We start from the raw sequence: 24,256 nt of genomic DNA on the forward strand, positions 1-24,256 counted from the left end.
TCACACGAAGCATGGTAACCCTACTCAAGATAATAATATAACCCTCCAGTCTCTAGCACCACGTGCTCATGAAGAAGCAGGAGCTCATCCACCTCCACGGTCTTCTCGCGGAGGTATCCGCCGACGTAGAAGCACACCTCGGTAGCGAGCTCGATCTCTCCACCTACGAGGAGATGGGGGTTCGCCCGACATCGATCCACAAGTCGAAGACGGACCACAAGACGGCCGTGTTCGCGCTGGCTCGAGGCATCACCGCAGATATGAGCGAGGACGTCGAGGAGCGCGTCCCCGCTGCCGCCGACTGATCGACGACGCTGTTCTCGCGGTTCTCCCGCTTCGGCAGTTCTCACTGGGACGCCACTGTCCGGTACTCCCGGCTCACGTCGGTGCAGCAAGCACGCAGCCGTTCGAACCGCCAGCGTCGGATCGGTTATCGACCGTCGACGCCGACCGCTCACTCGATGAGATCCTCGAACTCGGGGAGGACTTCGTCGTCGTCCGACCCGGACCCGTTCGCGTCGTCGGGCGAGTCGGCGTCGGCCTGACCGTCGTCGGCGTCCCTGGCAGACGAATCGGACGCCTCGGCCGAATCCTCGTCCGGTTCCGTGGCTTCGCCGTCGGCGTCGGTGGACTCCGCGTCGCTCGCATCGTCCTCGATGACCTCGACCTCGAGCACCTCGAGAGGGATGTTCTCGAGGCACTGCCCGATCTCCTTGCGAGCGATCCGCGACGCGTGCTCTTCGCGCTCGACGTTGAACACCGTCATCTCGAGTTCGAGCGCGACGAGCCCCTCGTCGGCGGCGATAAAGGCCGTCTCGAGCGCCTCGCCGCAGTGTGGACAGGATCGCTCGCCCATGTCGATCTCGACGTAGTTGAGGTCGGGGTTGAGCATCTCGCCGGTCTTCGAGATGGCGATCCGCACGGCCTCGTCGGCCGTCTCGACGTCGTACACCGGCACGGCGGCTTCGACGACGACCCTGCAGTCCATGGCTACGAAACCATTGGCCGCCCACCGGTATCAAGGTTGGCACGACGAGGAGCCGCACACTGTTGAACGCCCGTGATAGACCCTGATCGTCCAGAATTTGATCAGAAACGAGTTTCAGAAGTGACGGGCGGGTGGATACATCCGCGACACAGGACGCACGGGACAGTTGCCCGGTCGAGGCGGTGCGAGCACCGGCGCGTCGCTGCCGTGCGAGAGCTACTTGGGCCCGGGAGCCCGAACGAACGGTATGGGGACCCAGCCAGTGATCCGTAACCGCGAGACGATCGACTACGAACCCGTCGACGCGGCAGCGGGGCTCGCGAAGGGAGTGCTGCTCGACGAAAGCGACGGCACGCCGACGTTCGCGCTCCGGCGGTTCACGCTCGATGCGGGAGCCAGCGTCCCCCGGCACACGAACGAGGTCGAGCACGTCCAGTACGTCCTCGCGGGGGAGTACGTCGTCGGCATCGAGGGCACGACAGGGGAAGGGGACCTCGAGGAGGGAGAACACCGCGTTCGCCCGGGCGACAGTCTGTTGATCCCCGCGGGAACGGCCCACTGGTACCGCAACGACAGCGAGGTGACGGCGGCGTTCCTCTGTGGCGTTCCCAACGGCGACGACGCGATCGACCTCGTGGAGTAGCGGATCCCGGCGGGAACTGGAGGCGCACGCTTGCGCCCGTACCGACCGCCCGCATCGAACGACCGCCGAGCCGCGAGACGAACGACTCTTGCCCTCCCGCAGCCTACCGATCGCCGTGTCAGCGCAGGCGATGCGGGTCGGAACGCTGTTCCTCCACGGCACGGGCGACGCCATCCTCGTCGCGCCGTACCGCGACGGCGACCGGCTCTTTCGTGCGAAGCTCGAACTCAAAGCCACCGACGCCGGGGCGCGACCCGGGCGGTTCCGGGTACTGAAGGGTGCCCAGGAGGACCTGCGGGACCCCACGGAGTTCGTCGACATCGCGCGGCGGGCCGACCGCATCCGGATCTCTGAGCAGACGAGTCGCCGCGACCGCGAGCGGATTCGCGAGTGCCTCGAGGGCTACCAGCTCGAAGGGACGACGGTCCGGACCTGCCGTCTCTGTGCGAACGCAGGCCGGTACTCGCCGATCACCGACGACACGGCGATCAGCCACGGCGAGGACACGATCTGCCAGCGATGCGCGAAACAGGAACTCGAACGCGAACTGCGCCACCAGGGCTCGATGACCGGCGCGGCTCGCCAGCGGCTCGAAGAGCTCCTCTTCGAGGTCCGGGATCTCGATCGGATCACCGACCTGCTGAAGGGCCAGCTCGACCCCGACCTCACGAAGGTCGACGAGATGGACGCGACCGTCCACGCGGTCGATCCGGTGGCGGTGTCGAACCTCGACGTTCATCCCGACCTCCAGACGTATCTCGACGGCAAGTACGACGAGCTGCTCCCCGTGCAGAGCCGCGCCGTCCACGCCGGGCTCCTCGACGGCGAGGACCAGCTCGTCGTCAGCGCGACGGCGACCGGCAAGACGCTCGTCGGCGAGCTCGCCGGGATCGATCGGGTGCTCCGCGGCGAGGGGAAGCTGCTCTTCCTCGTTCCGCTGGTGGCGCTCGCCAACCAGACCTACGAGGACTTCCAGGAGGCCTACGGCGACCTGGTCGACGTCACGTTGCGGGTCGGTGGCAGCCGCGTCCGAGACAGCGGCGAGGCGTTCGACCCCAACGCGGACGTCATCGTCGGCACCTACGAGGGCATCGACCACTCGCTGCGAGTGGGCAAGGACCTCGGCGACGTCGGGACGGTCGTCATCGACGAGGTGCACACGATCGCGGAGGAGGGCCGCGGCCACCGGCTCGACGGGCTCATCTCGCGGCTCAAATACTACTGCGAGGAACGCGCCGCAAACCGGGGGGACGCCGCCAGTGCAGACGCCGCGAACCCCGCCGCGGGGACGCAGTGGATCTACCTCTCGGCGACCGTCGGCAACCCCGAGGAGCTCGCGGGCGGGCTCGACGCCTCCCTCGTCGAGTTCGAGGAGCGACCGGTCCCGATCGAACGTCACCTCACGTTCGCCGACGGCCGGGAGAAACCCGACGTCGCGAACACGCTTGTCAAACGCGAGTACGACCACGAGTCCTCGAAAGGCTACCACGGACAGACGATCATCTTCACGAACTCGCGGCGGCGCTGTCACGAGATCGCCCGACAGCTCGATTACAGCGCCGCGCCCTACCACGCCGGCCTCGATTACGGCCAGCGCAAATCCGTCGAACGACGGTTCCTGAATCAGGAGCTCTCCGCGGTGGTCACCACCGCCGCGCTCGCAGCGGGCGTCGACTTCCCCGCCTCGCAGGTTATCTTCGACTCGCTCGCGATGGGGATCGAGTGGCTCACCGTCCAAGAGTTCGAGCAGATGCTCGGCCGGGCCGGTCGGCCCGATTACCACGATCGCGGTCGGGTCTACGTGCTCGTCGAACCGGACTGCGCCTACCACAACTCACAGGAACGAACCGAGGACGAGGTGGCCTTCCAGCTCCTGAAAGGCGAGATGGAGCCGGTCCGCACGCGATACGACGGCGCGGCGGGCGTCGAGGAAACGCTCGCGAACGTCGTCGTCGGTGGCAGCGCGGCCAAGCGACTCAACGACCGCATGGTCGGGCAAGTGCCGACGACGCACGCGCTGGGGAAGTGCCTCGAGTACGAGTTCATCGACGGCCTCGAACCCACGGAGCTCGGACGGGCCGTCACCGCCCACTTCCTCTCCCCCGACGACGCGTTCCGGATCGTCGAGGGCATCCGCCACGAGGAGGATCCCTACGAGATCGTCGCGCGCGTCGTGCTCGCCGACGAGGGGTGATCCGTCGAAACAGGCGGACCGTGTGGCCACGACCGATCGGTCACCCCCGGATCCTCAGACTGCCCGATCGACGATCCCGACGACGTCCCGGACGAGCTCGACCGCCGGAACGTCTAGCGGCACCGAGAAGTAGAGCCCCTCGTCCGCCGGCGTGACGACCCGGACGACGCTCCGGCGATCCGCGACCGTGATCAGCCCGTCGACGTCCTCCAGCGTGGGGTAGAGGTCGAGGAAGAGCTCTCGCTCGCGGAAGTCGAGGTCGATGTACTCGTGGATCGAATCCGCCGCGGCGGTGACGGCTTCCGTCGAGCCGTACTTCGCCTCGAGGTCCTCGCCGACGTACAGGAGCCGGTAGTCCTCCGGCGTGTACTCGGCGACGACGAGGAGGTCCTCGCCGACGGCCTCCAGCAGATACTGGCACGCTTCGTCGGCGTCGAACCCGACCAGTTCCGAGCGCTCGCGGAGGGCCATGACCGCGCATTGGGCGGCGATCACCAAAACTGTGTGGGGGCGTACCACACCCTCCTCGCCAGCGAAACCCTTTACAGCGGGTCGCCCGAACGATAGTTGCGGGACCGTGGGGTAGCTTGGTATCCTTCAGCGTTTGGGACGCTGCAACCCCGATTCAAATTCGGGCGGTCCCACTTCCACTTTTCCGAGGAGCGGGTCGCCGAGCGACCCGCTCCTCGCAAAACTTGGGGAAAAGGGCCGCTTCGCCCCGACCGCGACCGTACGGAACCGCGCTCGCTCCCGCGGGAGCGAGCGCGGATGCTCGGATTTTGGGGGTGGTAAGTGGCGTCCGGTGGCTGGTTTCACTGCTGAAAGCTCCCACTCCTCACTCGTGTTGTCCGGCGAAGAACGCCAGGACAGGGATTTGAACCAGAGGAAGACGGTCCGGGGTGCTCGCTACGCTGCGCTCCCGGGCTGCGACTTCCAGGGCTCAAATCCTTTCGTCGTCGTTTTCCGACGCACGGCTCGCTCGTCGCTACCGCTCCTCGCTCGTGACGTGCGTCGAAAAACGCCAGGACAGGGATTTGAACCCTGAATCCCGTAAGGGAACACGCTTTCCAGGCGTGCGCCTTGCCATTCGGCCATCCTGGCTCCGCAGACGAAGGTAGCGCAGTCCGTCGCTTAAGGACTTTCGTTCTGGTCGGCGCCGCGGTCGTCGAACGTCGGGGACGACGCCGCGCTACCGCGTGCTGATCTCGTCCTCGTCGTTGACGATCCGGGTCTCCGCCTCGCCGCTCGTGTGTTCGTTGACGAGGTCGTAGAAGTCGTCCTGCATCCCGGCGGGGAAGGTGATGACGCCGACCCAGGAACCGTCGGGCTGCCACTCCTCGCGCTCCAGATCGCCGAACTGCCGGATGCGAGCTTGTGCGCTCCCGGCGTAGTCGGCTGGTACCTGTACCGCGACGGTTACCTCGTCGAAGCGGATGGGGATGACCGGCCGGAGTGCGTCGAGCGCGTCGTCGACCTGTGGCTCGACGGGTTCCATCGGGTCGATCCGGAAGTCCGTCTCCTCCAGCGCACTCTCGATGCGCTCGGGGGGATGGGGAGCGTCGTCCATCTGGGGATTGACAGCGTTCCGCGTGATGCGGTCGATCAGCTGTTTGTGCTTCTGTTCTTGCATCTCCCGGCGCTGCTCGGCGGTGATCTGGATCTCGCCGTCCCGGATCACCTGCGGGATGATCTCGAGGGCATCGGTCGTGTCGAAGACCTCTTCGAGATCACCTTCGGCCGGACGGTCGCCGCTGGCTGCGTCCTCGAAGACGTCCTCAGCCGCGATCACGTCCTCGAGCTCGCCGTCGAACTCCCCGCGCTTGATCTCGAGGGCGGCGTCGGGATCGACCAGCACCTCGAAGCGGGTGCCGTGGGACTCCAGGCGCGCCGTCACGGCCTCGTCCAGGGATATCATACCTCCCGGTAACACCCCCCGGGGCAAATGCCTTTCCCGGCGGTGCCGGGCGAATCGACGGCCATCGTGGCTGCGACGGCGGGCGGCACGACCGGTGCAGCCGCTCGGCGTCGGTCGCGAAGAACGGAGAAACCGGGACCGCGACGTTACTCCTCGTCAGCGTCCGCGTCTTCGTCGGCAGCCTCCTCCTCCTCCTCCTCCTCCTCCTCGTCCTCGGGCGCGAGCAGGTCGTTGGCCTCGAGATACTCCTCGATCTCGTCGTCGGTCAGCTCGATGAAGCTCTCCGAGTCGACGTCGACGGTCGCCATCCCGATCCCCTCGGGACGGAGCTCGTCGTCGTTGACCGAGCCCAGCGCCTTGAGCGCGAGTTCGACGCCGCCGGAGATGTCCTCGGCCTCCTCGTAGTGCTCCTCGAGGTACTCCTGGAGTTCGCCACGGTCCGCACCGACGGCGAGGGCCTTCCACTCGTAGGGCGTGCCGGAGGGGTCCGTCTCGTAGAGACGGGGCTCGCCGTCCTCGACGCCGCCGACGATCAGCGCGACGCCGAAGGGGCGCGCGCCGCCGACCTGCGTGTACTGCTGGATGTGGTCGGTGACGTTCTTGGTGAGCGTCTCGACGCCGATCGGCTCGCCGTAGCGGAGCTGATTGACCTGTGCCTGCCGCCGGGCGAAGTCGATCAGCTGCCGGGCGTCGGCGACGTGACCGGCCGACGCGATGCCGACGTGGTCGTCGACCTTGTGGATCTTCTCGACGCTGGTGCGTTCCATCAGCGGGGAGCGGATCCGCTTGTCGACGGCCAGCACGACGCCGTCCTCGGTACGGATACCGATGCTGGCGGTGCCTCGCTTGACTGCCTCGCGCGCGTACTCGACCTGATAGAGGCGTCCGTCCGGGGAGAAGATCGTGATCCCGCGGTCGTAGGCCTGCTGTTGGGCTTGTCCCTGCATAGTGTTAGTCGGGGTCGGATTCGTGATCGTCGCGGTTCGCTTCGGAGTCCTCGCGGGTGCGTGTCTCGCAGTCGGATTCCGTGGCGCCGAGGAACGCTTCGCCCTGCCGGAGATCAACCCGCGGCGAGCGGACGGTCGCGGTGCGCTCCTGGCGTTGGTACACGACGGTTCTCTCCTCAGATGATTCCGGTGGCCCGCCTAAATACTTTTCTTCACAGGCACGGACCGTCCCGCTCGCGCCCCGCACTCGGAGACCGACGGGATCGCCGTCGACGGCGTCGATACAGGCGATCGCGGCGCGGGCGCGATCGACCGTCCCACGGCGGACGCGGACGATCGCCCGGACGGTCGACCCGCCCCGATCGAACTGCAGCACGGACGGATCGACGGCCGCGCTCCCGGGATCGCCGAGCAACGATCGCGTCGCGTGCCAGAGTTCGCGCTGGACGGCGCGCCGGTCGATCGTCGCGTCGGGCCACGTCTCGATCCCGACTGCGAGGTAGCGGTAGCGGGGTTGGAGGTGTTTGGGCAGGTGTTTCATCGGAGTGGGTTCGTGATTCCGTCGCGGTCGGGGCTCACTCGGCGCCTGGAACGACGTCGCCCTCGCCGATTCGGTGCGTGACGATCACGCCGACCTGATCGTGGACGCGCTGGACGTCCACGACCGCGTAGCCCGCGTCCGTGAATGCTTCGACGAGCGTCCCGACCGTCGCCGGGTCGTCCACGTCGGGGGAGAAGAACGGCACGCTCGGGTCGGGCTCCTCGAAGAACATGACGTCCCCCAGGACGATCCGCTCGGGCCCGTACTCGGCCCACACCCGGATCGCCTCGCGCTTTTCATCGTCGGAGAGGTGATGCAGCGCGAAGTTCGAGACGATCACGTCCACGGGCCCGTCGTAGTTGGGTTCGCGGAAGGACCCCTCGCCGATCTCGACGTTGTCGAGGCCGCGATCCGCGACCTTCTGGCGGGCCTGGTCGAGCATCCCCTCGCTGAGGTCTCGGAGGACGACCCGATCTGCGTCCTCGGCAAGGGCGAGGCCGATCGCCCCGGTACCGGCACCGAGATCGAGCACGACGTCGTCGGGTTCGGGCGCCGCCGCCTCGATCACGCCGCTGGCGCAGGCCAGATACTCCTCGCTCTGATCGTCGTCGTACTCCTCGGCGACCTCGGTGAAGCGGGCCGCGTGATCCTCAGGATTCTGGGTCATACCGTCCCAGTTCGACCCCCGGCTCAATGAACGCCTCGGACTGGATCTCGCGGTTGCGCGCCGCAATTTGACCCCACTCGGCGAGGCCGTCCTCGATCGCGTCCGCCGGGAGGCCGATCTCCTCCCCGAGCGCGCGAAGCTCGCGGTGGGCGCGGAGCTGGAGGTGCGATCGAGGATCCGCCGACACGACGAACGGCGCGTCGGCGTCGTCGATCAACTCCCAGCACTTCCGGAGGCCCTTGATCGCCCGGACTCGCGTGCCCCCGGACTCCCGGAGCACGGGCCGGAGATTCAGCTCGATGCGAACACCGTGCTCGGCTGCCGCGTTCGCCAGCACGTGGTTCAGGTCGCCTTCGTCGGCCATCGGATGGGCCAGCACGTCGACTTTCTCCTGCTCGACCGCGAACCGATTCAGCTCCGTCGTGCCGCCGTGGATGGCCAGGACGGTGTAGTCGGGGCGGAAGTTCCCGAGGTAGCCACTCGCTTGCTCGGGCCCGTCGGCGCGAATCTCCACTCCACGCACGACGTCGATCCCGACCTCCTCGGCGACGGCAACAGCGTCGAAGTCTGCGCGCTGATCGCCGTGGTTGCGTACGACGACCCCCTCGAAGCCGTACTCCCTGGCGGTGAGCGCGAGTCGCGAGACCGTCGACTCCCCCTCCGGCGCGGCGTGGACGGCCTCGTACATAGAACTGCGGTCGCAGGCGCCGGCCTTCCGCCTTTCGGAGCGGGTGGCTGCGGTACTGGAATCGAACCGCCGCCCAGCATCCGCGAGCGAGCGTATGCGAGCGAGCGGTTCACGCAGGCGAGGAGCGAACGCGACGAGCCTGCGACTTTTTTGGTCCAGATTTTTTGGAGGAGGGTTCCCGCAGTGAGCGAAGCGAGCGAGGAAACCCTCCTCCAAAAAAGGTGGTCTTTAGAAAAGATTGGCCTGCCGGAACACTTCGATCCCCTCGCCCGTAATCTCGTAGGGCTTCATCTCCCGGGAGTGGTTGGCGTCCCGGATCTTCTGGATCTCGATGGCCATCCTGGTCTCCCGGAAGTCCGACGGGCGAACGTACTGGAGGACGAACACCGCGTCGGTGAGATACTCGACGATGCCGTGGCGTGAGGCGTAGGGCGTGTCCTGGCTCGCCTCGCTCGTGAGCATCGTCGTCAGCCCCGACTCCTTGAGGCTCTTGGTGAAGTCGAAGATCTCGTTCCGGCGGGTCGCCCGGTCGTCGTACATCATCTCGAGCAGCGAGACGGAGTCGAGGACGAGCCGCTCCGCACCGAACTCGTCGATCAGCCGCGGGAGTTCACTCCGGATCGTCTGGAGGCTGTTGGCCATCTCGACGGGATCGATGTCGACGACGGCAAGCTGGCCCTCCTCGACGTACTCGTCGAAGCCAAACCCCTTCTCCGTCGCCGAGCGAATGACGCGCTCGCGAGATTCCTCGAGAGCGATGAAGACCGCGCGCTCGCCGTTCGCCAGGCCGCCGTGCAGGAACTGGTGGCCGAAGGTCGTCTTCCCGGTCCCGGCGGAGCCGATCGAGACCATGAGCGAGCGTTCGGGAACGCCACCCTGAATCATCTCGTCCAGCCCCTCGATTCCGAGGTCGATTCGGGGGATCTCCGAGTCGAGCTCGCCGTCCAGATCCTCGACGCCGACGTCGCCGAACCCACCGCCCGCGTCGGTCCCCATCGCGAACTCCGGATCGGTGGGATCCGCGCCGCCGCCCATGCCGAACCCCTCGTCCTCGGCCTCCTGGAGCGCGTCGGTGAAGTCATCGTCGAAGAGCCCGCTGCCGTCGTCGCGGTCGTCCGCCGCGTCCGGATCGATGTCCGCCGGCGAGAACACGCCGTCGCCGCCGCCCGTCGCGTCGTCGCCGGAATCGCCGGCGGCAGCCGGATCGTCGGCACCGTCGGTCGGTTCCTCGCCGCCGAGTGCTTCCACCTCGGCCGCGACCGCCTCGTCGTCTGCGGTGGTGTCGGTGTCCGGATCGTCGTCTGCGGTGGTGTCGGCGTCCGGATCGTCGTCTGCGCCGGTCGCCGTTTCTTCCGTCGTCTCCTCGTCCTCCTGCGGTTCGTCGTCCGGTTCCGCAGTGTCGTCGTCCCCGTCGCTACCGACTGCTCGCTCGAACCAGTCCTCGTCGCTCACCGGGGATCACCCCGCGAGCGCTGCCGGCACAGACCGACCGGGCATCGTGACATCATGGTGGAACGGTTCGGGAACGATCGTCCTGGGATATCTCCGAACCGATGACAGATGAACGTTGTTGCCGGCCAGCGGTCAGTGGGCAGTTCGACGTGTCAACAGATCTGGCAGACGCTGCAGGCTGGACGTGAAAGATGGCATTCGCTCACGGTTCACTTCGCTCACCGTTCGCGTTGATCGAGGCGCTCACTTCGTTCGCACCTCGTATGCGCGGGACCGGATTTGAACCGTTGGAAGACGTTCCAGGTCGCTCGCTACGCTCTTACGGCCTGTGACTTCCAGGGTTCAAATCGCTCCTGCTCGTTCGCTCAGTCGCTCCGCTTCGTCGCTCACTGCGCGGGACCGGATTTGAACCGGCGGACCCCTACGGGACAGCGTCCTAAGCGCTGCGCCGTTTCCTGGCTTGGCTACCCGCGCGCACATCGACGTACCCGCTGGGCCGGAAAAGTAGCTGTCGTTCCGGGGATCCACCGGCGACGGCGGCGATCACGGGAAACCCTTAGTACCGGAGTGCCTTTCCACCGGACGTGTACAGCGCGAAGGATCGACGCGACAACGCGGCCTGGTTGGACGCGATCGAGACGGCCGCTGCCGACCTCGACCTAGACGACGAGGCGCGCTCTGTCGCCGTCGACCTCTTCCTGTCGGACGTCCCCGATGCGGACCGGTCGAAGCCCGCCGCAGTGGCGGCCAGTCTCTACGCCGCCACGCTGATCGCCGGCGACGGCCGAACCCAGACGAGCGTCGCCGACGCGGTCGGGGTCTCGCGAATCACCGTGCAGCAGCGCTGGCGAGAGCGGCTCGAAGATGCTGGCATGGAGCCGCCGTCCTGGTGACGTGGCGCGTCGGTGAGAAAGAATCGAGCAGCGGAGGCAGGGATGGCGTCACTCCGAGTGTGGTTTTCTCCCCGAGCGATCGGGCGTCAGTCGGCCGTGTTCGTCGATCTCGCCGCTGACGATCCGGGTGCTCGAGATGATCTCCCCGTCCTCGGCGAGGACGTGGTCGACGACTTCGATCGAGAGCGGATCGAGGCCTCGCTCCGCGCGGAGGTCGTTGATCCGGTCGCCGACGGGCGCCGTTTCCGGGGAGACGACGAGATACTCGAGGGCGGGCTCCTCGGCGGCGATCCCCGTCGGCGAGTCGAGTGCGTTGATCTCGAACTCGCGGTCGTACTCGTCGGCGAGGGCGGCGAGTTCCGCCTCGAGGTCGGCCTCGCGTTCCGCGTACGAGCGGACGTGTCGGTCGACGTTGCGCGTTTCCGGCGCGAGCTCGTCCGTGGTCAGGCCGACGACGACGTCGCCGAGCTCGAACGCACGCTCGAACAGAGCCCGGTGACCGTCGTGAACGGGGTCGAACGTGCCACCGAGCGCAACTTCCATGGAAGAACGCAGGCGCGCCCGCGGGAAAAATGAGTCGAAGCGGGATCGGCCGGAGCGGACGATCAGTCGTCAGTCGCGTCGTGGTCGTCGGTCGCCGGGTCGCTCGACGACTCGGTACCGGCGTCAGCGGCAGTATCGGCGTCCTCGTCGTCCTCGCCGGCGCGCTCGTCCTCGACGGTAATCGTCACCGGGTCGTCCTCGGGCTCGGGCTGGTCGTCGCCCGAGCGGATGTGGCTGTCGAGGTTGAACACGGTGTTGAGCTCGCCCTGGACGCGCTCGGCGACGGTGCCGACGAGCTCGCTCGGTGCGATCGCCGCGTACTCGTAGGGGTTGTTGCCGGCGCCCTCGCTCTCGCGCTTGCGGCGCTCGACGATTTCGTCGTCGTGCAGCTCCGCGAGCGCCTCGCGGACGGTGCTCGGGTAGAGACCCGTTCCGTCCGCGATCTCGTCGCTCGTGCCGTACGGTGACTGCCGGAGGTGGACGTAGATGCGGGCCCGGGTCTCCGTGTCGAGCATCCAGGAGAGCAGATCGACGAGGCGCTGGTCGAACTCCTCGACGGCGCGGTCGGTCTCCTCGCTCAGCCGCTCCGTGATCTCGTCGCGACGCGAGCGATCGTCGTCGCTCTCGGCTGGCGGGTGCTGGTCGGGGTCGTCTACGGTCTCCGATTCGTCGTCGCCCTCCGTAGACGGTGTGCGATCCTCCCCGCCGTCGGTGGAGCCGTCGCCGCTGTCGGTGGTGTCGTCCGCAGACATGAGTCCTCTCTGGAGCGACGAAAGCCAGTCACGTGTATAAACCTTGCTTCGAACTCACACGTTCGTGGGAGTCCCGGTCCGCGACGAGCCTCACTGCCCGGGGAGCAACAGCGAGTCACAGAGCGCGTCGACGCCCTCGTCGGCCTGAAGCCTGCGCTGTGCCGTCGCACCGCTCTCGGCATCGTAGACGTCCAGAATCCCGTCGACGTCGAGGCGATCGGCCTCCATCTCGACGACCTCGCCGAGCGGCGTCGTCGAGCCGTCGGGGCCGAGGAAAGACGCGTCCTGGCCGTGGCGGATCGCGCGCCACTTGTTCTCGTCGAGGACCTCGCGGCGGTACTCCGTCCCGGGCTCGCCGTCCTCGTAGCGTGCCGCGAGGTCGAGCACGAGCGCGTGGACGTACTCGACGAAGGCCATCACGCGTTCGGGATCGGCCTGGCCATCTGGCGATCGGACCTCCACGGTGCCGTGGGCGGAGTGCGGTCTGACGTCGTACCAGAGTTCGCCGCGGTCCTCGATCGCGTCGGCGTCGATCATCCGGTTCTCGAAGGCGAGATACTCGTCGAAGTCCTCGAAGTGGGTCGGGACGCCGGTGTTCGGGAGCGCCTCGAAGATCTTCGCGCGGGCGGACTGGAGCCCGGTGTCGAACCCGCACCAGTACGGCGAGTTCGCCGACAGTGCGAGGATCACCGGGCAGTACCAGCGCAGCTCGTTGGCGATCCAGGTCGCCTTGTCGGCGTCGTCGACGCCCACGTGCACGTGCAGCCCGGCGGTCGTGTTCCGGTGCTGTGGGTACTGGATGCGATCCAGCTGGGCGCGATAGCGCGGCTTCTCGGCGTGCTCGAGTTCGCGCCACTTCGCGGTCGGGTGGAGGCCGGCGGCCGCGATCTGGAACCCGTTCGCGTTCGCGTGGTCGACCAGCGCCGCGCGAACGTCGTCGAGCGCGTCCGCCGCACCGTCGATCCCCTCGATCTTCGGGGTCTGGGTCTCGATGACGCACTTGAACAGCTCGTGGTCGAGGCGCCCCTCGAGGAGCTCGGGCGGTTCGGCCTCGTAGACGAGTTCGTCGGTCCCCGACGTGGGGCGTGCGCGATCGTCGACGACGTAAAACTCCTCCTCGATGCCGACCGTCCCCAGCTCCGTGAACACGTCCGCCGAGCCGCGATCCATCGGGCAGGTGTTGGCGTGCCCGCGTCAAATAGCGTTCGGAGCCGGACGTTCGCCGCCGCGCTGCGAACGTCGCCCAGTTACGGCGACGAGGACTCCTCGAGCACGTCGGCGATCGAGAGGTCTTCCCGCTCGGCGAGCAGATTCGCGAGCGTCCGGAGATCGCGCTCGGAGAGCTCGTGGACGGCTCCGTCGCCGATACAGGCGGCGATCTCTTCGACGCGTTCCTCGTCGGTCGCGTCGACGGACAGCTCCACGTCGAGCGTCGGGCAGTCCGACCCGCGGCGACGACGCTCCGCGCGTCGAACGCCTTCCGCAACGATCCGCTGGGGATCGGCGTCGGTCGAGGCGGCGCCGAGGTAGACGAACGCGATCGCGTCGGCCAGTGCGTCGGTCAGCCCCGCCGATCGATCGTCGAAGATCTGCTCGCGGTCCCGGTCCGCGAGCTGCTCGAACAACAGCGGGTAGTCGAGCAGTGCGTCGCGCGTGCGCTGGCGAATCCGGTACCGCGCGTCGTACCTGGACTGTTCGCTGCCGAGCGTCACGTCGCCCCGGAGAAAGCGTCGGTCGGCGGGGGTGAGGATCCCGCGTGGTCTGTCGACGTCGGCCATACTCGCCGGATTCGACCGAAGACGGAAGTACGTTGTGGGAATCCGGCTAAAGCTGTCCCGGTCCGACGGGGTATCGCCGCTGCCCTGTGGCCTATACCCGTGCCGGTAGTAGTGAGGTCGACGTCAGGGGCACCCCGGACTACCAGTCGGCCGGACCGCACGCAGCGTGCGGCTGCGATCGACTCCGGGCCGCAGTCGAAGTCGGTGCCGGAGCCGATCCGTTCGGATTTCGGCCGATTCAGGCGAAAATCGCCGTTACATCGCCTGCTCCAGCACAAAACTGATATACGATGCCCCCTAACCCGAAGTGAACACAATGCAAGGTTCCCAACAGCAGGCGTACGACCGCGGGATCACGATCTTCTCCCCGGACGGACGTCTCTACCAGGTCGAGTACGCGCGCGAAGCCGTCAAACGCGGGACTGCGAGCGTCGGCGTTCGCACGGAGGACGGCGTCGTCCTCGTCGCGGACCGCCAGACGCGCTCTCCGCTCGTCGAGGCGAGCAGCGTCGAGAAACTCCACTCGGTCGACGGCCACCTCGGCATCGCGTCGGCCGGTCACGTCGCCGACGCCCGGCAGCTCGTCGATCTGGCGCGCCGGCGCGCCCAGATGGAGTGGATCCGCTACGATCAGCCCCTCGGCGTCGAGGCGCTGACCAAGGAGATCACCGACCACATCCAGCAGTACACCCAGACCGGCGGCGCGCGCCCCTTCGGCGTCGCGCTGCTCGTCGCGGGCGTCGAGAACGGCGAGCCGCGGCTCTTCGAGACCGATCCCTCCGGCACGCCCTACGAGTGGTCCGCGGTCGCCGTCGGTGGCGGTCGCGATGAGATCCAGGAGTACCTCGAAGACCACTACGACGAGTCGCTCTCGCTGGAGGACGGCATCGGGCTCGCGCTCGAGGCGCTCGCGGTGCCCAACGACGGCGAGCTCGAACCCAGCGGCGTCGAGATCTCGACGGTCGACGTCGAGTCCGAGTCCTTCGAGACGAAGCCACCGGAGGAGGTCGCGGAGATCGTCACCGACCACGGCTTCACCGAGGAGAGTGAGGAGTGATGACCGAGCACTCCCTGCGACCCAACGGGTCGAATTCGGATCCTGACCCCTACGGCTCCGAACTCCTCCCCGACGACGCGTCGACCGACTCCTCGGCCGACGCCGCCGACCTCGACGACGACACCGTCAACAAGACGGGGACGACGACGGTCGGCATCACGACCGAGGACGGCGTCGTCGTCGCGACGGACAAGCGTGCCTCGCTGGGCGGCCGGTTCGTCTCGAACAAGAACGTCCAGAAGGTCGAGCAGATCCACCCCACGGCAGCGCTCACGCTCGTGGGCTCCGTCGGCGGCGCCCAGAGCCTGATCCGGACGCTCCGGGCCGAGACCAGCCTCTACGGCACGCGGCGCGGCGAGGACCTCTCGATCGGCGCGCTCGCGACGATGGCGGGGAACGTCCTCCGCGGCGGCCCCTTCGCCCACACGCATCCGATCCTGGGCGGCGTCGACGAGGACGGCAGCCACGTCTACTCGATCGACCCCGCGGGCGGCGTCATGGACGACGAGTACGTCGTCACCGGCAGCGGGATGCAGCTCGCGTACGGTGCGATCGAGGGCTCCTACGATCCCGAGATGTCGATGGACGACGCGGTCGAACTCGCGGCGAAAGCGATCCACAGCGCCACCGAGCGCGACACCGGCTCCGGCAACGGGATCTTCGTCGCGCGGATCACCGCCGACGGCGTCGACATCGAGGACTACGACGACGTCGCGGAACTGCTCTAGCGACTACGACTTTTCGCGATCCTTCCTATTTCCACCGCCCCCAGCGACCGCCCCACCGCCACCGACACAGCGACTGCACCATCACCGCGACGCTCCGTGACACGTTCCACCGGGGTTTCTCAAGCTTCGACCAACCATCACTGGGTGGGACTGGAAGGGGCCGACCGGTCGACGCGCGTAACGAAGCAAGCACCGCAGCCGACCGAAGGGAGGCGAGGCGCGCAGGGAGTTAGGCGCGTCGAGCGGGAGGGGGCTTCCAAGCGGTTCGCGGTGTCGGAAGCACGAACTCCAAAACCCGCCCAGAGACCCAACGGCCTTTGTAGCCCACGACCGAAGACAGATCTCACATGCAGTTCTGCGACGAGTGCGGTTCGATGATGAAATCCGACGGCGAGGTGATGGTCTGTGACGGCTGCGGCGCGACCACCGCCCAGGACGAGGATCTCGCCGCCGAGTTCGTCAGCACGGAAGAACAGAGCGGCGACGAACTGATCGAGACGGAGGAGGGCGCGGACTTCGAGGGCAAACCCACCGCCACCGACGTGATCTGCGACGAGTGTGGCCACACCGTCGCGTGGTACACGATCAAGCAGACCGGCGCGGCCGACGAGCCGCCGACGCGCTTCTTCAAGTGCAAGGAGTGTGGCTACCGCTGGCGGGAGTACAACTGACCCTGGACCCCATCGCCGGTCGCCATCGCGTCTGACCAACGGTTAAGGGCGTCGCGGGCGCGACGGCGAACGTGCCCTCCACCCCACCGGCGACGAGTCGTCGTCGAGCGCTGTCGCTGTCCGCACTCGCAGTCGGATCTGCACTCGGCGGCTGTACGAGCCTGTTCGAGGACGGCCCGTCCACCGCGGAGCGACAGGTGTCACCGGACTGGCGCCCGTCGCCCGGCCAGTGGCCAACCTCGAATTACGACTACGCGCGAACGGGCCACAATCCGTTCGCCGAACCACCCCGGCAGGAGCCTTCGGTCGCGTGGACACACGACGCCGGGGAGTCCGTGGATTCGGTCGTCGTCGCCGACGACACGGTGTTCGTGGGGACTGACAACGAGATCGGCGCGCTCGAGACAGCATCCGGTGACGAGCGATGGACCCGTTCCTCATCCGGGCGGCAGACGCTATCGTGGATCGATGGACGGCTGTACGGAGCGACGACGGAACGGCTACGAGCGTACACCAGCGACGGCGAACTGACGTGGACGTACCGTCCCGGCCGGGATCAGTACTACGACGTCCTCGAGCGCGGGGGCAGCGTCTACCTCCTGTTTCGGGATCGAATCACGCGGCTCCACGCCAATACTGGCGAGAAACTCGGGTCCCAGTCGCTTAGCGGGAGGTTCCCCACCACGAACGGAGGATTGGTGTACTGCGGTCAGTATACGATCGAAGCCTACGACATCGAGGGGAGCGTCGACTCGAGCTGGTCCGTCACTCCCACCGACGCCCACGAAACGTACTCCTATCCAGCGCTCGCACACGGGCTGCTCTACCGCCCGGAGTTCCGGCTAGCCGACGGTGCGGCTACCCTGGCGATCTACGACGCCGGCACGGGCGCCACTCGCGATCGCGTACCGCTGGAGCACACTCCACGAAGCCCCGCCGTGAGCGGCAACGCCGCGTTCGTGTTCACCTCGATCGTGACGGCCGGCGATATCGGCACCGAGGGGAGCCTGGTCCGGTTGTCCGCCGGGGGCGAGCGCCGCTGGGAGTACGACGCGTCCGCGAGTCTCCAGCCCCCAGCCGTCGCGAACGGCACGGTGTTCGTCGGGCCGTTCGCGAACGCGCTCGTGCCGCTGTTGGCGTTCGACGCCGAAACCGGTGACGAGCTGTGGCGACTCGACGTCGGTGGGACGACGGAGCTCGCGATCGCCGGAGACACGGTGTACGCGAGCGCAGATGGCACCGTCCGTGCAGTTCGCAGCTAACGCCACTACGTCTGAACCCAGTCCCTGCCGGACGCTCGCGGCCGTTTTTTAGACGAGCAGCACGACGAGCCCGATCGCGAGCACAGCCACACCCATCACCAGCGCCACCAGCCCCGTCGTCGCCATCGAGCGGAAGGTCCCCCACGGCGACCGCTCGGAGACGATCAGCGGATCGACCGTCTCGCTCCCACCATCGCCCGTCCCGCTGCCGATCGGATGTCCGACGACCGTCACCGAATCACCGGTAGCCAGTCGCTCCTCGCTGTAGGTCCGCCGGCCGAGTCCGAGCCACCGGCCGATCCCCTCGAACGGCCCCGGTAGCGATCCGAAGACCAGCGGCGTCTCCCGCAGACCGCTGTCCGCCAGAAACGCTCGAATCCGATCGGGTGGCGATTCACCCGCGTCGACGGACGCGATCTGTTCCCGACCGAGAATCGCGGTGCCGATGGCGCCGTCGACAGTCACCGTCGCGTCCGCCGTATCGAGTTCGAAAGGCACGCTCTCGACGCCCTCCTCGATCACGACGTCCCAGCGGAGGATCCAGACGCCGGGGTTGATCTGGCGCTCCTCGACGACGTGCCGAACGACGACCGACTCGGTCCCGGAGAAGGGCGCCTCGACGGGATCGGCCCCGCCTGCACCGGCAACGGTCCCGTCGTACCGGACCATCGCTGCGTCCGCGGCTTCGGGTTCGTCCGCGTGCGGCGCGCGGAGCACCGAACTCGCACGCCAGACGTGCCGGAATCCAAGCAGTGCCATCAGGGCGCCGACGAACGCCAGACCCGCACCGAACAGCGTCGTGAACTGGAGGGGCATGGTTGGTGAAGTCGAAGGATCCCCGTAAGCGGTTCGCTATCCTGCGCTGTCCGAAGCGAGATCGAACTTCGAGCACAGATTTTTCACCCTGTATACACAACGTACATACAGAGCGATCGAGCATGGGAACTGAGCCCGTCAACTTCCGCTTGCCGGAGGAACTCGTCGAAAAAGCTGATCTCGCAGCGACGGTGACGCACAAGAATCGAACGGAAGTCGTGACCGAAGCGCTCAGAGAGTACCTCGAATCGGTCGAGGACGACGAGTCGTTCCGGGAGGCCGTCGTCGAACTGTACCTCGACGACGAGATCGGCTTCGAGACGCTGAAAGCCGTCGTCGGTCGGCAGGACGCCGAGGCCGTTCGTTCGTCGAAAGCACTGCTCGACGAGGGCGACGATATCGCGAGCGAACTCGCGGATCGCTGACTCGTGATCGTCGCAGACACGAGTGCGCTCATCACGCTCGCGACAGCCGACGTCCTTTCGACAGTGCTGTCGGAATTCGACGTGCACACGACGTCGGCCGTCGAATCGGAGCTTCGTCGGACTGCCGAGTACGACGACGACCACGCCCGCGGCGCAGACCGCTGCCTTCGAAATCTCGACCGGATCGAGATGCACGACGTCGAGACGGAGGGGTTCGAATCAGCCCGGATCGATTCCGGTGAAGGCAGCTGCGTTCACCTTGCACGAGAGGCAAACGCCGATTTCCTGCTCACCGACGATTTGCGAGCACTTCCCGAACTAAACGCGCTTACGGACGCCCAGGTAGCAATCTCTCCGATCGTACTCCGCGCCCTCCGCGAGCGCGGTGTCCTGAACGCTGCAGAGGCTCGGGACCGACTCGAGGTAATCGCGGACACGCGAGACTGGCTCGGCGCACCGATCTACCGGCGAGCACGCTCGTTGCTCCCACCCGCGGACTCCGAGTGAAGCAGCTCGGCAGTAACTGGGAGGTGGCGCAGACGACCGCGGCCCTGGCAGCGCATTCTATCCTTCCTCTTCGTTCCTCCAGAATTGCGCCCGAACGATTCCGGTTCGACGGCTTTTAGCCGTGGCCGTGCTACCCCTGCGATAGCATGCCACTGCACAACAGGACCGTCCGGCAGGACGTCCGCGAGCTCGGCACCCTGCTCGGTGACGTCCTCGAAGACCAGACCTCCCGCACGGACTTCGAGACCGTCGAGGATCTCCGGACCTCGGCGATCGAGTACCGCGACGGAGAACTGGGCTCGCGCGAGCACCTCCACGACGTGCTCGACGGCCTCTCACCGGACGAGAGCAGCGTCGTCGCGCGTGCCTTCACCACCTACTTCGAGCTGATCAACCTCGCCGAGGAGCGAGAACGCGTCCGCGCCATCCGGCAGGGGTCCCAGGACGAGACGCTCGAGGACAGCCTCGAATCCGCCGCCGCGGAGCTCGCCGAGGCGGATCTCGACGCCGACGAGGTGGGCGACGTCCTCGACGACGTCCTCATCGAGCCGACGTTCACCGCACACCCGACGGAGGCCCGCCGGAAGACCGTCAAGTCGAAGCTCCGGGAGGTCTCGAACCACCTCGAGACGCTCGACGAGCGCCACCTCACGGACAAGGAGGAGGGCCAGGTCGAACGCGACGTCGACGCCGAGGTCACGAGCCTCTGGCAGACCCCGCAGGTCCGGAACCGCCGGCCCGAGCCCGAGGACGAGGCCCGGAACGTGCAGTGGTACCTCGAGAACACCCTCTACGACGTCGTCGCGGAGGTCTACGACGAGTTCGAGGACGCGCTCTCCGATGAGTTCGACGCCGACGTCGACGTGCCGAAGCTCTTCGAGTTCCGCTCCTGGGCCGGCAGCGACCGCGACGGCAACCCGTTCGTAACCCCCGAGGTCACCACGGCCACGCTCGAGCGCCAGCGCCAGGTCGTCCTCGAGAACTACCGCCAGGACCTCAAGGAGCTCTCCGGCGTTCTGAGCCAGGACGGCAGCCGCATCGAGGTCGGCGGCGAGTTCGAGCAGTCCCTCGAGGCCGACCGCGAGCGCCTCCCCGCGATCGCCGAGGAGTCCGAGGAGCGCTACCCCGGTGAGCCCTACCGCCAGAAGCTCAAGCTCATGCGCGAGCGCCTCCAGCGCGTCGGCGACGTCCGCCCCGGCGGCTACGACGACGTCGCGGAGCTGGAGGACGACCTCGCCGTCGTGGCACAGAGCCTCCGGAAGAACGACGCCGACGTCGTCGCCGAGGCCCACGTCGATCCTCTCGCGCGACGCGTCGACACCTTCGGCTTTAGCCTCGCGTCGCTGGATCTCCGCGATCACCAGGAGAACCACACCGAGGCCATCGACGAGCTGCTCGCCCGCGAGGGTATCGATTACACCGCCAAGGACGAGGACGAGCGCGTCGAGGTCCTGACCGAGGCGGTCCTCCAGGACGAGCAGGTCGTGGACCTCACCGACCAGACCGACGTCTCCGACACCGCCGCGCGCGTCGCCGAGCGCTTCGACATGCTCGCCGACTGGCAGGACGAGTTCGGCGTCGAGGCCATCGACACCTACTGCATCTCGATGACCGACGAGCCCTCCCACGTGCTGGAGGTGCTCTTCCTCGCCGACCAGGCCGGCGTCGTCGAGCTCCCCGGCCACTGCGGGCTGGACATCGTCCCGTTGCTGGAAACGGAGTACGCGCTCTCGGGCGCCCGGCGGATCATGGGCACCCTGTTCGAGAACGAGGCCTACTCCCAGGTCATCGAGGCCCGGGACGGCCTGCAGGAGATCATGCTCGGCTACTCCGACTCCAACAAGGAGAACGGGTTCCTCGCCGCGAACTGGTCGCTGTACAAGAACCAGCGCCGGCTCGCCGAGATCTGCGACGACTTCGACGTCACGATGCGGCTGTTCCACGGCCGCGGCGGCTCGATCTCCCGCGGTGGCGGCCCGATGAACGACGCGCTCCTCTCCCTGCCGAACTCCACGATCACCGGCCAGGTGAAGTTCACCGAGCAGGGCGAGGCAATCGCCGAGAAGTACGCCAACCCCCGCATCGCCGAGCGCAACATCGAGCAGATGCTCAACGCGCAGGTCCGGGCGCGCCACCGCGCGATCGAACAGCCCGTCGAGGACGTGCCCGAGGAGTGGTACGACGCGATGGACCAGATGGCCGACGCCGCCCGCGAGGAGTACCGCGACCTGCTGGAGACCGACGGGTTCGTCTCCTACTTCGAGCAGGCGACGCCGATCACCGTCATCGAGGATCTCAACATGGGCTCCCGGCCGGCCTCCAGATCCGGCGAGCGTAACGTCGAGGACCTGCGCGCGATCCCGTGGGTGTTCTCCTGGACCCAGTCCCGCTGCATCCTGCCGGGCTGGTACGCGATCGCGACGGGCATCAACGCCTGGCTCGACGACGGTGGTGACGTCGAAACCCTGCGCGAGATGTACGAGGAGTGGCCGTTCTTCCGCACGCGGATGGACAACGCCGCGCTCGCGCTCGGCCGCACGGACTTCGAGATCGCACAGGAGTACGCGAACCTCGCCCGTCCGGAGCTGCGCGAGCAGTTCTTCCCGCGGCTGACCGACGAGTACGACGCCGCGGTCGAGCTGGTCACCGACATCTCTGGTCGTGACCACCCGATCGATCGCGAGTGGCTCCGCGAGTCGCTGGGGCGGCGGAACCCCTACGTCGACCCGCTGAACCTGCTGCAGACCCACCTGCTCGCCCAGACCCACCGCACAGAAACCGAGGAGCGCACCCTCCGGCTCACGGTGAAGGGGATCGCGGCGGGGATGAAGAACACCGGGTAGGACCTTTTTTCTCGTCGGGTTTCCTCGTGCGCTCGGAGAGCGCACTGCGGGAACCACTCCTCGAAAAAATCTCCGCCAAAAAAGGCCGAGCCTCGCGCTGCTCGGCTCGGAGAACCGCTCGTTCGCTCCGCTCACTCGCGGATGCTTGCTGCTGGCCGGTGAACGATGGCTGCAGCCCGACGCCACAGCACCTTTTTCGAGCTCCACTCCGAGCCCGGTTGCATGGACCACGACTGGGCCGACGCCGACCGCGCCGGCCAGCTCCACCACGTCGAGCTGTACGCCTCGGACCTCGACGCCTCGGTCGATTTCTGGGACTGGCTGCTGGGCGAACTCTGCTACGAGCCCAAATCGGAGTGGGAAGGCGGACGTTCGTGGGTGAACGGGCCGACCTACGTGGTGCTCGTGGCTGCTGACGACGGCGACCAGCCGTTCGATCGGAACGCCGCAGGCCTGAACCACCTCGCCTTCCACGCCCGATCGCGGGAGCAGGTCGACGCGATCACTGCCGGGGTCCGGGAGCGCACGGACTCGTCAGTGCTCAACGAGGAGCAACATCCCTACGCGGGCGGCTACTACGCGCTATACTGCGAGGATCCAGAGGGGCTCAAGGTCGAGATCGTCGCGCCGAAGTGACGAAATGCGGAAGACCGGGCTACTGCGTCGCGTACCGGCCGTCGGCGGTCCGCTGGATGTGGCCAGCGTCGTCGAGCGTCCCGAGGACGTCCAGCAGCGTGAGCTTGCCGAGATCGAGCGCCTCGTCGAGTTCGTCGACTGTCGCCGCGCCCGTGACGTCGAGCGCGAGGTAGCAGAGCTTCGACTGTGCGGTCTCGAGGTCCGCGGGAATCTCGACGTCCGCGGCGGCGAGTCCCGCGAGCTTCTGCTCGGCGCGTGCGCTCATCCGCTCCACCCGCCGGCGACGTCGCCGGCGACGTTGTCTTTCCAGGCCTCGTGACCGCTCTCGCAGTCGCTGTTCTCCGCGAGGTGGTCGACGAAACCGGCACCGGGGTCGGCGAGTGCAGCACCGCAGAATGGGCACGTCGAGGGGTCGGACCAGTTCGTGGGGGTGGTGGCAGCCATGCGTACACGATACTGCAACGTCGCATTGTATAAACTTTTCCAGAGCCATTATTATACACCTATTACAGTATAAGGATCGGTCGGTAGCGATTGGCACGGCTCCGGCGTCGAGGGGCGAACTCGGGACTGGTACGTAGCGAACTGAACGGACCAAACTGAACGGGCCGAACTGGACGGGCCGAACCGGTGACACCGGTCGGGCGAGGCGGCCACCGACCGCAACCGAGAAACAGCGCCGAGTTACAGCAGGTACCGATCGGGATCGGCGCCGAGGTCGACGAACTCGTCGGTCGCCTCGACCAGCTCCTCGGCGGTCGAGGCCTCGAAGGAGAGGACCTCCACGCGCACGCCCTCGTGACGAAGGTGCGAGCAAAGGCGCGCGAAGTCGCCGTCGCCGGTACAGAGCACCATCGTGTCGACGTGGGAGGCCAGCGTCACCGCGTCGAGGCTGATACCCACGTCCCAGTCGGCCTTCTGGGAGCCGTCGCCGAACGTCTTGATCTCCTTGATCTTCGGCTCGAAACCGATCTCCTCGATCGCCTCGAAGAAGCTCTCCTCCTCGGGAGCGTCGGCGCGAATGACGTAGGAGATCGCGCGCACGAGCTCGCGGTCGTCCACCGCCCGCTCGAGCAGCGCGGCGTAGTCGACGTTTCGCGTGTGCAGGCTCTGGGCCGTATGATAGAGGTTCTGCGCGTCGGCGAGCACCGCAACGCGCTGGCCCGGATGCGTCGTCATGTCTCCGGCTGGGAGGGTCGCACGGAAATAGTTTCTGCGCTGTCTGTCGGAAATCCAACGATCGTGGATGCGTTTGGGAAGGAAATATCGTATCGACGGCGGTCGACCGGGCTCCACACCGGATCAATCGC

The 24,256-nt window shown here is 67.1% G+C and carries 28 protein-coding genes and 3 tRNA genes; 13 read left to right on the forward strand and 18 right to left on the reverse strand.

All coding sequences use genetic code 11. The annotated features are described in order from the left end of the window. The first annotated feature begins 68 nt into the window (after positions 1–68). Positions 69–305 (forward strand): UPF0058 family protein, encoded by a 237-nt coding sequence (locus ACZ5KP_RS04495; RefSeq protein WP_460920323.1) that lies wholly within the window; start codon positions 69–71, stop codon positions 303–305. Positions 306–454: 149 nt separating this feature from the next. On the opposite strand, the gene ACZ5KP_RS04500 is transcribed toward ACZ5KP_RS04495, so the two are convergent. Then, positions 455–988 carry a DUF555 domain-containing protein gene (locus ACZ5KP_RS04500; protein ID WP_460920326.1) on the reverse strand — a complete coding sequence of 178 codons (534 nt, stop codon included), beginning with the start codon at positions 986–988 and terminating at the stop codon, positions 455–457. Positions 989–1,235: 247 nt separating this feature from the next. On the opposite strand from ACZ5KP_RS04500, the gene ACZ5KP_RS04505 reads away from it, so the two are divergent. Together ACZ5KP_RS04505 and ACZ5KP_RS04510 are read left to right on the forward strand one after the other, a co-directional pair. Then, positions 1,236–1,631 (forward strand): cupin domain-containing protein, encoded by a 396-nt coding sequence (locus ACZ5KP_RS04505; protein WP_460920328.1) that lies wholly within the window; start codon positions 1,236–1,238, stop codon positions 1,629–1,631. A 115-nt stretch (positions 1,632–1,746) separates the two neighbouring features. Further along, positions 1,747–3,825 (forward strand): DEAD/DEAH box helicase, encoded by a 2,079-nt coding sequence (locus tag ACZ5KP_RS04510; RefSeq protein WP_460920330.1) that lies wholly within the window; start codon positions 1,747–1,749, stop codon positions 3,823–3,825. 54 nt (positions 3,826–3,879) lie between these two features. Here the strand turns inward: ACZ5KP_RS04510 and ACZ5KP_RS04515 are convergent, their stop codons facing one another. After that, positions 3,880–4,296, reverse strand: a complete 417-nt coding sequence (locus ACZ5KP_RS04515) for a DUF7522 family protein (protein ID WP_460920332.1) — start codon at positions 4,294–4,296, stop codon at positions 3,880–3,882. Positions 4,297–4,396: 100 nt separating this feature from the next. Between ACZ5KP_RS04515 and ACZ5KP_RS04520 the strand changes: the two genes are divergently transcribed. Then, positions 4,397–4,469, forward strand: a tRNA-Pro gene (locus ACZ5KP_RS04520). Positions 4,470–4,844: 375 nt separating this feature from the next. Here the strand turns inward: ACZ5KP_RS04520 and ACZ5KP_RS04525 are convergent. The 8 genes from ACZ5KP_RS04525 to ACZ5KP_RS04560 form a co-directional block, all read right to left on the reverse strand. Continuing rightward, positions 4,845–4,926: transfer RNA gene (locus tag ACZ5KP_RS04525), tRNA-Ser, on the reverse strand. A gap of 88 nt (positions 4,927–5,014) precedes the next feature. Further along, positions 5,015–5,740 carry a ribosome assembly factor SBDS gene (locus ACZ5KP_RS04530; RefSeq protein ID WP_460920334.1) on the reverse strand — a complete coding sequence of 242 codons (726 nt, stop codon included), beginning with the start codon at positions 5,738–5,740 and terminating at the stop codon, positions 5,015–5,017. Positions 5,741–5,886: 146 nt separating this feature from the next. Then, positions 5,887–6,687, reverse strand: coding sequence for an archaeal proteasome endopeptidase complex subunit alpha (gene psmA / locus ACZ5KP_RS04535; protein ID WP_460920336.1), 801 nt, complete (start codon positions 6,685–6,687; stop codon positions 5,887–5,889). A gap of 4 nt (positions 6,688–6,691) precedes the next feature. Next, positions 6,692–7,228, reverse strand: a complete 537-nt coding sequence (locus tag ACZ5KP_RS04540) for an Rpp14/Pop5 family protein (protein WP_460920339.1) — start codon at positions 7,226–7,228, stop codon at positions 6,692–6,694. Positions 7,229–7,262: 34 nt separating this feature from the next. Next, positions 7,263–7,895, reverse strand: a complete 633-nt coding sequence (locus ACZ5KP_RS04545; protein WP_460920341.1) for a class I SAM-dependent methyltransferase — start codon at positions 7,893–7,895, stop codon at positions 7,263–7,265. Then, positions 7,879–8,583 (reverse strand): RNase P subunit p30 family protein, encoded by a 705-nt coding sequence (locus ACZ5KP_RS04550; protein ID WP_460920344.1) that lies wholly within the window; start codon positions 8,581–8,583, stop codon positions 7,879–7,881. Before ACZ5KP_RS04550 ends, ACZ5KP_RS04545 begins: the two co-directional genes overlap by 17 nt. A 228-nt stretch (positions 8,584–8,811) precedes the next feature. Beyond that, positions 8,812–10,035: a KaiC domain-containing protein gene (locus ACZ5KP_RS04555; RefSeq protein ID WP_460920346.1), complete on the reverse strand. Its 1,224-nt coding sequence runs from the start codon at positions 10,033–10,035 to the stop codon at positions 8,812–8,814. Positions 10,036–10,425: 390 nt separating this feature from the next. Next, positions 10,426–10,509, reverse strand: a tRNA-Leu gene (locus ACZ5KP_RS04560). A 110-nt stretch (positions 10,510–10,619) separates the two neighbouring features. On the opposite strand from ACZ5KP_RS04560, the gene ACZ5KP_RS04565 reads away from it, so the two are divergent. Continuing rightward, positions 10,620–10,928, forward strand: coding sequence for a helix-turn-helix domain-containing protein (locus tag ACZ5KP_RS04565; RefSeq protein ID WP_460920349.1), 309 nt, complete (start codon positions 10,620–10,622; stop codon positions 10,926–10,928). A gap of 48 nt (positions 10,929–10,976) precedes the next feature. Here the strand turns inward: ACZ5KP_RS04565 and ACZ5KP_RS04570 are convergent, their stop codons facing one another. From ACZ5KP_RS04570 to ACZ5KP_RS04585, 4 genes are all read right to left on the reverse strand, one after another. After that, on the reverse strand, positions 10,977–11,471 hold the full coding sequence (locus ACZ5KP_RS04570; protein ID WP_460920351.1) for a phosphopantetheine adenylyltransferase: 495 nt from the start codon (positions 11,469–11,471) through the stop codon (positions 10,977–10,979). Between the two features lie 62 nt (positions 11,472–11,533). After that, positions 11,534–12,223 (reverse strand): ArsR family transcriptional regulator, encoded by a 690-nt coding sequence (locus ACZ5KP_RS04575; protein ID WP_460920353.1) that lies wholly within the window; start codon positions 12,221–12,223, stop codon positions 11,534–11,536. Positions 12,224–12,313: 90 nt separating this feature from the next. Next, on the reverse strand, positions 12,314–13,393 hold the full coding sequence (locus ACZ5KP_RS04580) for a glutamate--cysteine ligase (protein WP_460920355.1): 1,080 nt from the start codon (positions 13,391–13,393) through the stop codon (positions 12,314–12,316). A 77-nt stretch (positions 13,394–13,470) separates the two neighbouring features. Further along, a complete protein-coding gene (locus ACZ5KP_RS04585) occupies positions 13,471–14,001 on the reverse strand; it encodes a hypothetical protein (protein ID WP_460920358.1) in 531 nt (176 codons plus the stop codon). 316 nt (positions 14,002–14,317) lie between these two features. On the opposite strand from ACZ5KP_RS04585, the gene psmA (ACZ5KP_RS04590) reads away from it, so the two are divergent. The 4 genes from psmA (ACZ5KP_RS04590) to ACZ5KP_RS04605 all read left to right on the forward strand — a co-directional run bounded on the left by psmA (ACZ5KP_RS04590) (position 14,318) and on the right by ACZ5KP_RS04605 (position 17,719). Next, on the forward strand, positions 14,318–15,058 hold the full coding sequence (gene psmA / locus ACZ5KP_RS04590; RefSeq protein WP_460920360.1) for an archaeal proteasome endopeptidase complex subunit alpha: 741 nt from the start codon (positions 14,318–14,320) through the stop codon (positions 15,056–15,058). Further along, positions 15,058–15,786, forward strand: a complete 729-nt coding sequence (gene psmB, locus ACZ5KP_RS04595; protein WP_460920363.1) for an archaeal proteasome endopeptidase complex subunit beta — start codon at positions 15,058–15,060, stop codon at positions 15,784–15,786. Before psmA (ACZ5KP_RS04590) ends, psmB begins: the two co-directional genes overlap by 1 nt. Positions 15,787–16,133: 347 nt before the next feature. Continuing rightward, positions 16,134–16,457 (forward strand): transcription factor S, encoded by a 324-nt coding sequence (locus tag ACZ5KP_RS04600; RefSeq protein ID WP_460920366.1) that lies wholly within the window; start codon positions 16,134–16,136, stop codon positions 16,455–16,457. Between the two features lie 71 nt (positions 16,458–16,528). Continuing rightward, positions 16,529–17,719 (forward strand): outer membrane protein assembly factor BamB family protein, encoded by a 1,191-nt coding sequence (locus ACZ5KP_RS04605; RefSeq protein ID WP_460920369.1) that lies wholly within the window; start codon positions 16,529–16,531, stop codon positions 17,717–17,719. Between the two features lie 48 nt (positions 17,720–17,767). Here the strand turns inward: ACZ5KP_RS04605 and ACZ5KP_RS04610 are convergent, their stop codons facing one another. Continuing rightward, entirely contained in the window at positions 17,768–18,535 is a 768-nt protein-coding gene (locus tag ACZ5KP_RS04610; protein ID WP_460920371.1) for a hypothetical protein, read from the reverse strand. Between the two features lie 122 nt (positions 18,536–18,657). Here ACZ5KP_RS04610 and ACZ5KP_RS04615 point away from each other — a divergent pair, with 122 nt between their 5' ends. The 4 genes from ACZ5KP_RS04615 (at position 18,658) to ACZ5KP_RS04630 (ending at position 22,946) form a co-directional block, all read left to right on the forward strand. Further along, positions 18,658–18,960, forward strand: coding sequence for a ribbon-helix-helix protein, CopG family (locus ACZ5KP_RS04615; RefSeq protein ID WP_460920373.1), 303 nt, complete (start codon positions 18,658–18,660; stop codon positions 18,958–18,960). A 3-nt stretch (positions 18,961–18,963) separates the two neighbouring features. Further along, a complete protein-coding gene (locus ACZ5KP_RS04620) occupies positions 18,964–19,467 on the forward strand; it encodes a PIN domain-containing protein (RefSeq protein ID WP_460920375.1) in 504 nt (167 codons plus the stop codon). A gap of 146 nt (positions 19,468–19,613) precedes the next feature. Next, positions 19,614–22,310 carry a phosphoenolpyruvate carboxylase gene (gene ppc / locus ACZ5KP_RS04625; protein WP_460920377.1) on the forward strand — a complete coding sequence of 899 codons (2,697 nt, stop codon included), beginning with the start codon at positions 19,614–19,616 and terminating at the stop codon, positions 22,308–22,310. Between the two features lie 222 nt (positions 22,311–22,532). After that, positions 22,533–22,946 (forward strand): VOC family protein, encoded by a 414-nt coding sequence (locus ACZ5KP_RS04630; RefSeq protein WP_460920379.1) that lies wholly within the window; start codon positions 22,533–22,535, stop codon positions 22,944–22,946. Positions 22,947–22,965: 19 nt separating this feature from the next. Here the strand turns inward: ACZ5KP_RS04630 and ACZ5KP_RS04635 are convergent, their stop codons facing one another. The 3 genes from ACZ5KP_RS04635 to ACZ5KP_RS04645 all read right to left on the reverse strand — a co-directional run bounded on the left by ACZ5KP_RS04635 (position 22,966) and on the right by ACZ5KP_RS04645 (position 24,125). Then, positions 22,966–23,211 (reverse strand): MarR family transcriptional regulator, encoded by a 246-nt coding sequence (locus ACZ5KP_RS04635; RefSeq protein ID WP_460920381.1) that lies wholly within the window; start codon positions 23,209–23,211, stop codon positions 22,966–22,968. Beyond that, on the reverse strand, positions 23,208–23,390 hold the full coding sequence (locus ACZ5KP_RS04640; protein ID WP_460920383.1) for a DUF7501 family protein: 183 nt from the start codon (positions 23,388–23,390) through the stop codon (positions 23,208–23,210). Before ACZ5KP_RS04640 ends, ACZ5KP_RS04635 begins: the two co-directional genes overlap by 4 nt. Positions 23,391–23,630: 240 nt before the next feature. Then, positions 23,631–24,125, reverse strand: coding sequence for a LabA-like NYN domain-containing protein (locus ACZ5KP_RS04645; RefSeq protein WP_460920385.1), 495 nt, complete (start codon positions 24,123–24,125; stop codon positions 23,631–23,633). Between the last annotated feature and the right edge of the window lie 131 nt (positions 24,126–24,256).

The organism is Salinarchaeum chitinilyticum (assembly GCF_055390775.1).

Excerpts from the sequence above, each read along its gene's own strand:
- ACZ5KP_RS04495 (WP_460920323.1), top strand. The coding sequence starts at position 69 with ATGAAGAAGCAGGAGCTCATCCACCTCCACGGTCTTCTCGCGGAGGTA.
- ACZ5KP_RS04500 (WP_460920326.1), bottom strand. The coding sequence starts at position 988 with ATGGACTGCAGGGTCGTCGTCGAAGCCGCCGTGCCGGTGTACGACGTC.
- ACZ5KP_RS04505 (WP_460920328.1), top strand. The coding sequence starts at position 1,236 with ATGGGGACCCAGCCAGTGATCCGTAACCGCGAGACGATCGACTACGAA.
- ACZ5KP_RS04515 (WP_460920332.1), bottom strand. The coding sequence starts at position 4,296 with ATGGCCCTCCGCGAGCGCTCGGAACTGGTCGGGTTCGACGCCGACGAA.
- ACZ5KP_RS04530 (WP_460920334.1), bottom strand. The coding sequence starts at position 5,740 with ATGATATCCCTGGACGAGGCCGTGACGGCGCGCCTGGAGTCCCACGGC.
- psmA (WP_460920336.1), bottom strand. The coding sequence starts at position 6,687 with ATGCAGGGACAAGCCCAACAGCAGGCCTACGACCGCGGGATCACGATC.
- ACZ5KP_RS04540 (WP_460920339.1), bottom strand. The coding sequence starts at position 7,228 with ATGAAACACCTGCCCAAACACCTCCAACCCCGCTACCGCTACCTCGCA.
- ACZ5KP_RS04545 (WP_460920341.1), bottom strand. The coding sequence starts at position 7,895 with ATGACCCAGAATCCTGAGGATCACGCGGCCCGCTTCACCGAGGTCGCC.
- ACZ5KP_RS04550 (WP_460920344.1), bottom strand. The coding sequence starts at position 8,583 with ATGTACGAGGCCGTCCACGCCGCGCCGGAGGGGGAGTCGACGGTCTCG.
- ACZ5KP_RS04570 (WP_460920351.1), bottom strand. The coding sequence starts at position 11,471 with ATGGAAGTTGCGCTCGGTGGCACGTTCGACCCCGTTCACGACGGTCAC.
- ACZ5KP_RS04575 (WP_460920353.1), bottom strand. The coding sequence starts at position 12,223 with ATGTCTGCGGACGACACCACCGACAGCGGCGACGGCTCCACCGACGGC.
- ACZ5KP_RS04580 (WP_460920355.1), bottom strand. The coding sequence starts at position 13,393 with ATGGATCGCGGCTCGGCGGACGTGTTCACGGAGCTGGGGACGGTCGGC.
- ACZ5KP_RS04585 (WP_460920358.1), bottom strand. The coding sequence starts at position 14,001 with ATGGCCGACGTCGACAGACCACGCGGGATCCTCACCCCCGCCGACCGA.
- psmA (WP_460920360.1), top strand. The coding sequence starts at position 14,318 with ATGCAAGGTTCCCAACAGCAGGCGTACGACCGCGGGATCACGATCTTC.
- psmB (WP_460920363.1), top strand. The coding sequence starts at position 15,058 with ATGACCGAGCACTCCCTGCGACCCAACGGGTCGAATTCGGATCCTGAC.
- ACZ5KP_RS04600 (WP_460920366.1), top strand. The coding sequence starts at position 16,134 with ATGCAGTTCTGCGACGAGTGCGGTTCGATGATGAAATCCGACGGCGAG.
- ACZ5KP_RS04610 (WP_460920371.1), bottom strand. The coding sequence starts at position 18,535 with ATGCCCCTCCAGTTCACGACGCTGTTCGGTGCGGGTCTGGCGTTCGTC.
- ACZ5KP_RS04615 (WP_460920373.1), top strand. The coding sequence starts at position 18,658 with ATGGGAACTGAGCCCGTCAACTTCCGCTTGCCGGAGGAACTCGTCGAA.
- ppc (WP_460920377.1), top strand. The coding sequence starts at position 19,614 with ATGCCACTGCACAACAGGACCGTCCGGCAGGACGTCCGCGAGCTCGGC.
- ACZ5KP_RS04630 (WP_460920379.1), top strand. The coding sequence starts at position 22,533 with ATGGACCACGACTGGGCCGACGCCGACCGCGCCGGCCAGCTCCACCAC.
- ACZ5KP_RS04635 (WP_460920381.1), bottom strand. The coding sequence starts at position 23,211 with ATGAGCGCACGCGCCGAGCAGAAGCTCGCGGGACTCGCCGCCGCGGAC.
- ACZ5KP_RS04640 (WP_460920383.1), bottom strand. The coding sequence starts at position 23,390 with ATGGCTGCCACCACCCCCACGAACTGGTCCGACCCCTCGACGTGCCCA.
- ACZ5KP_RS04645 (WP_460920385.1), bottom strand. The coding sequence starts at position 24,125 with ATGACGACGCATCCGGGCCAGCGCGTTGCGGTGCTCGCCGACGCGCAG.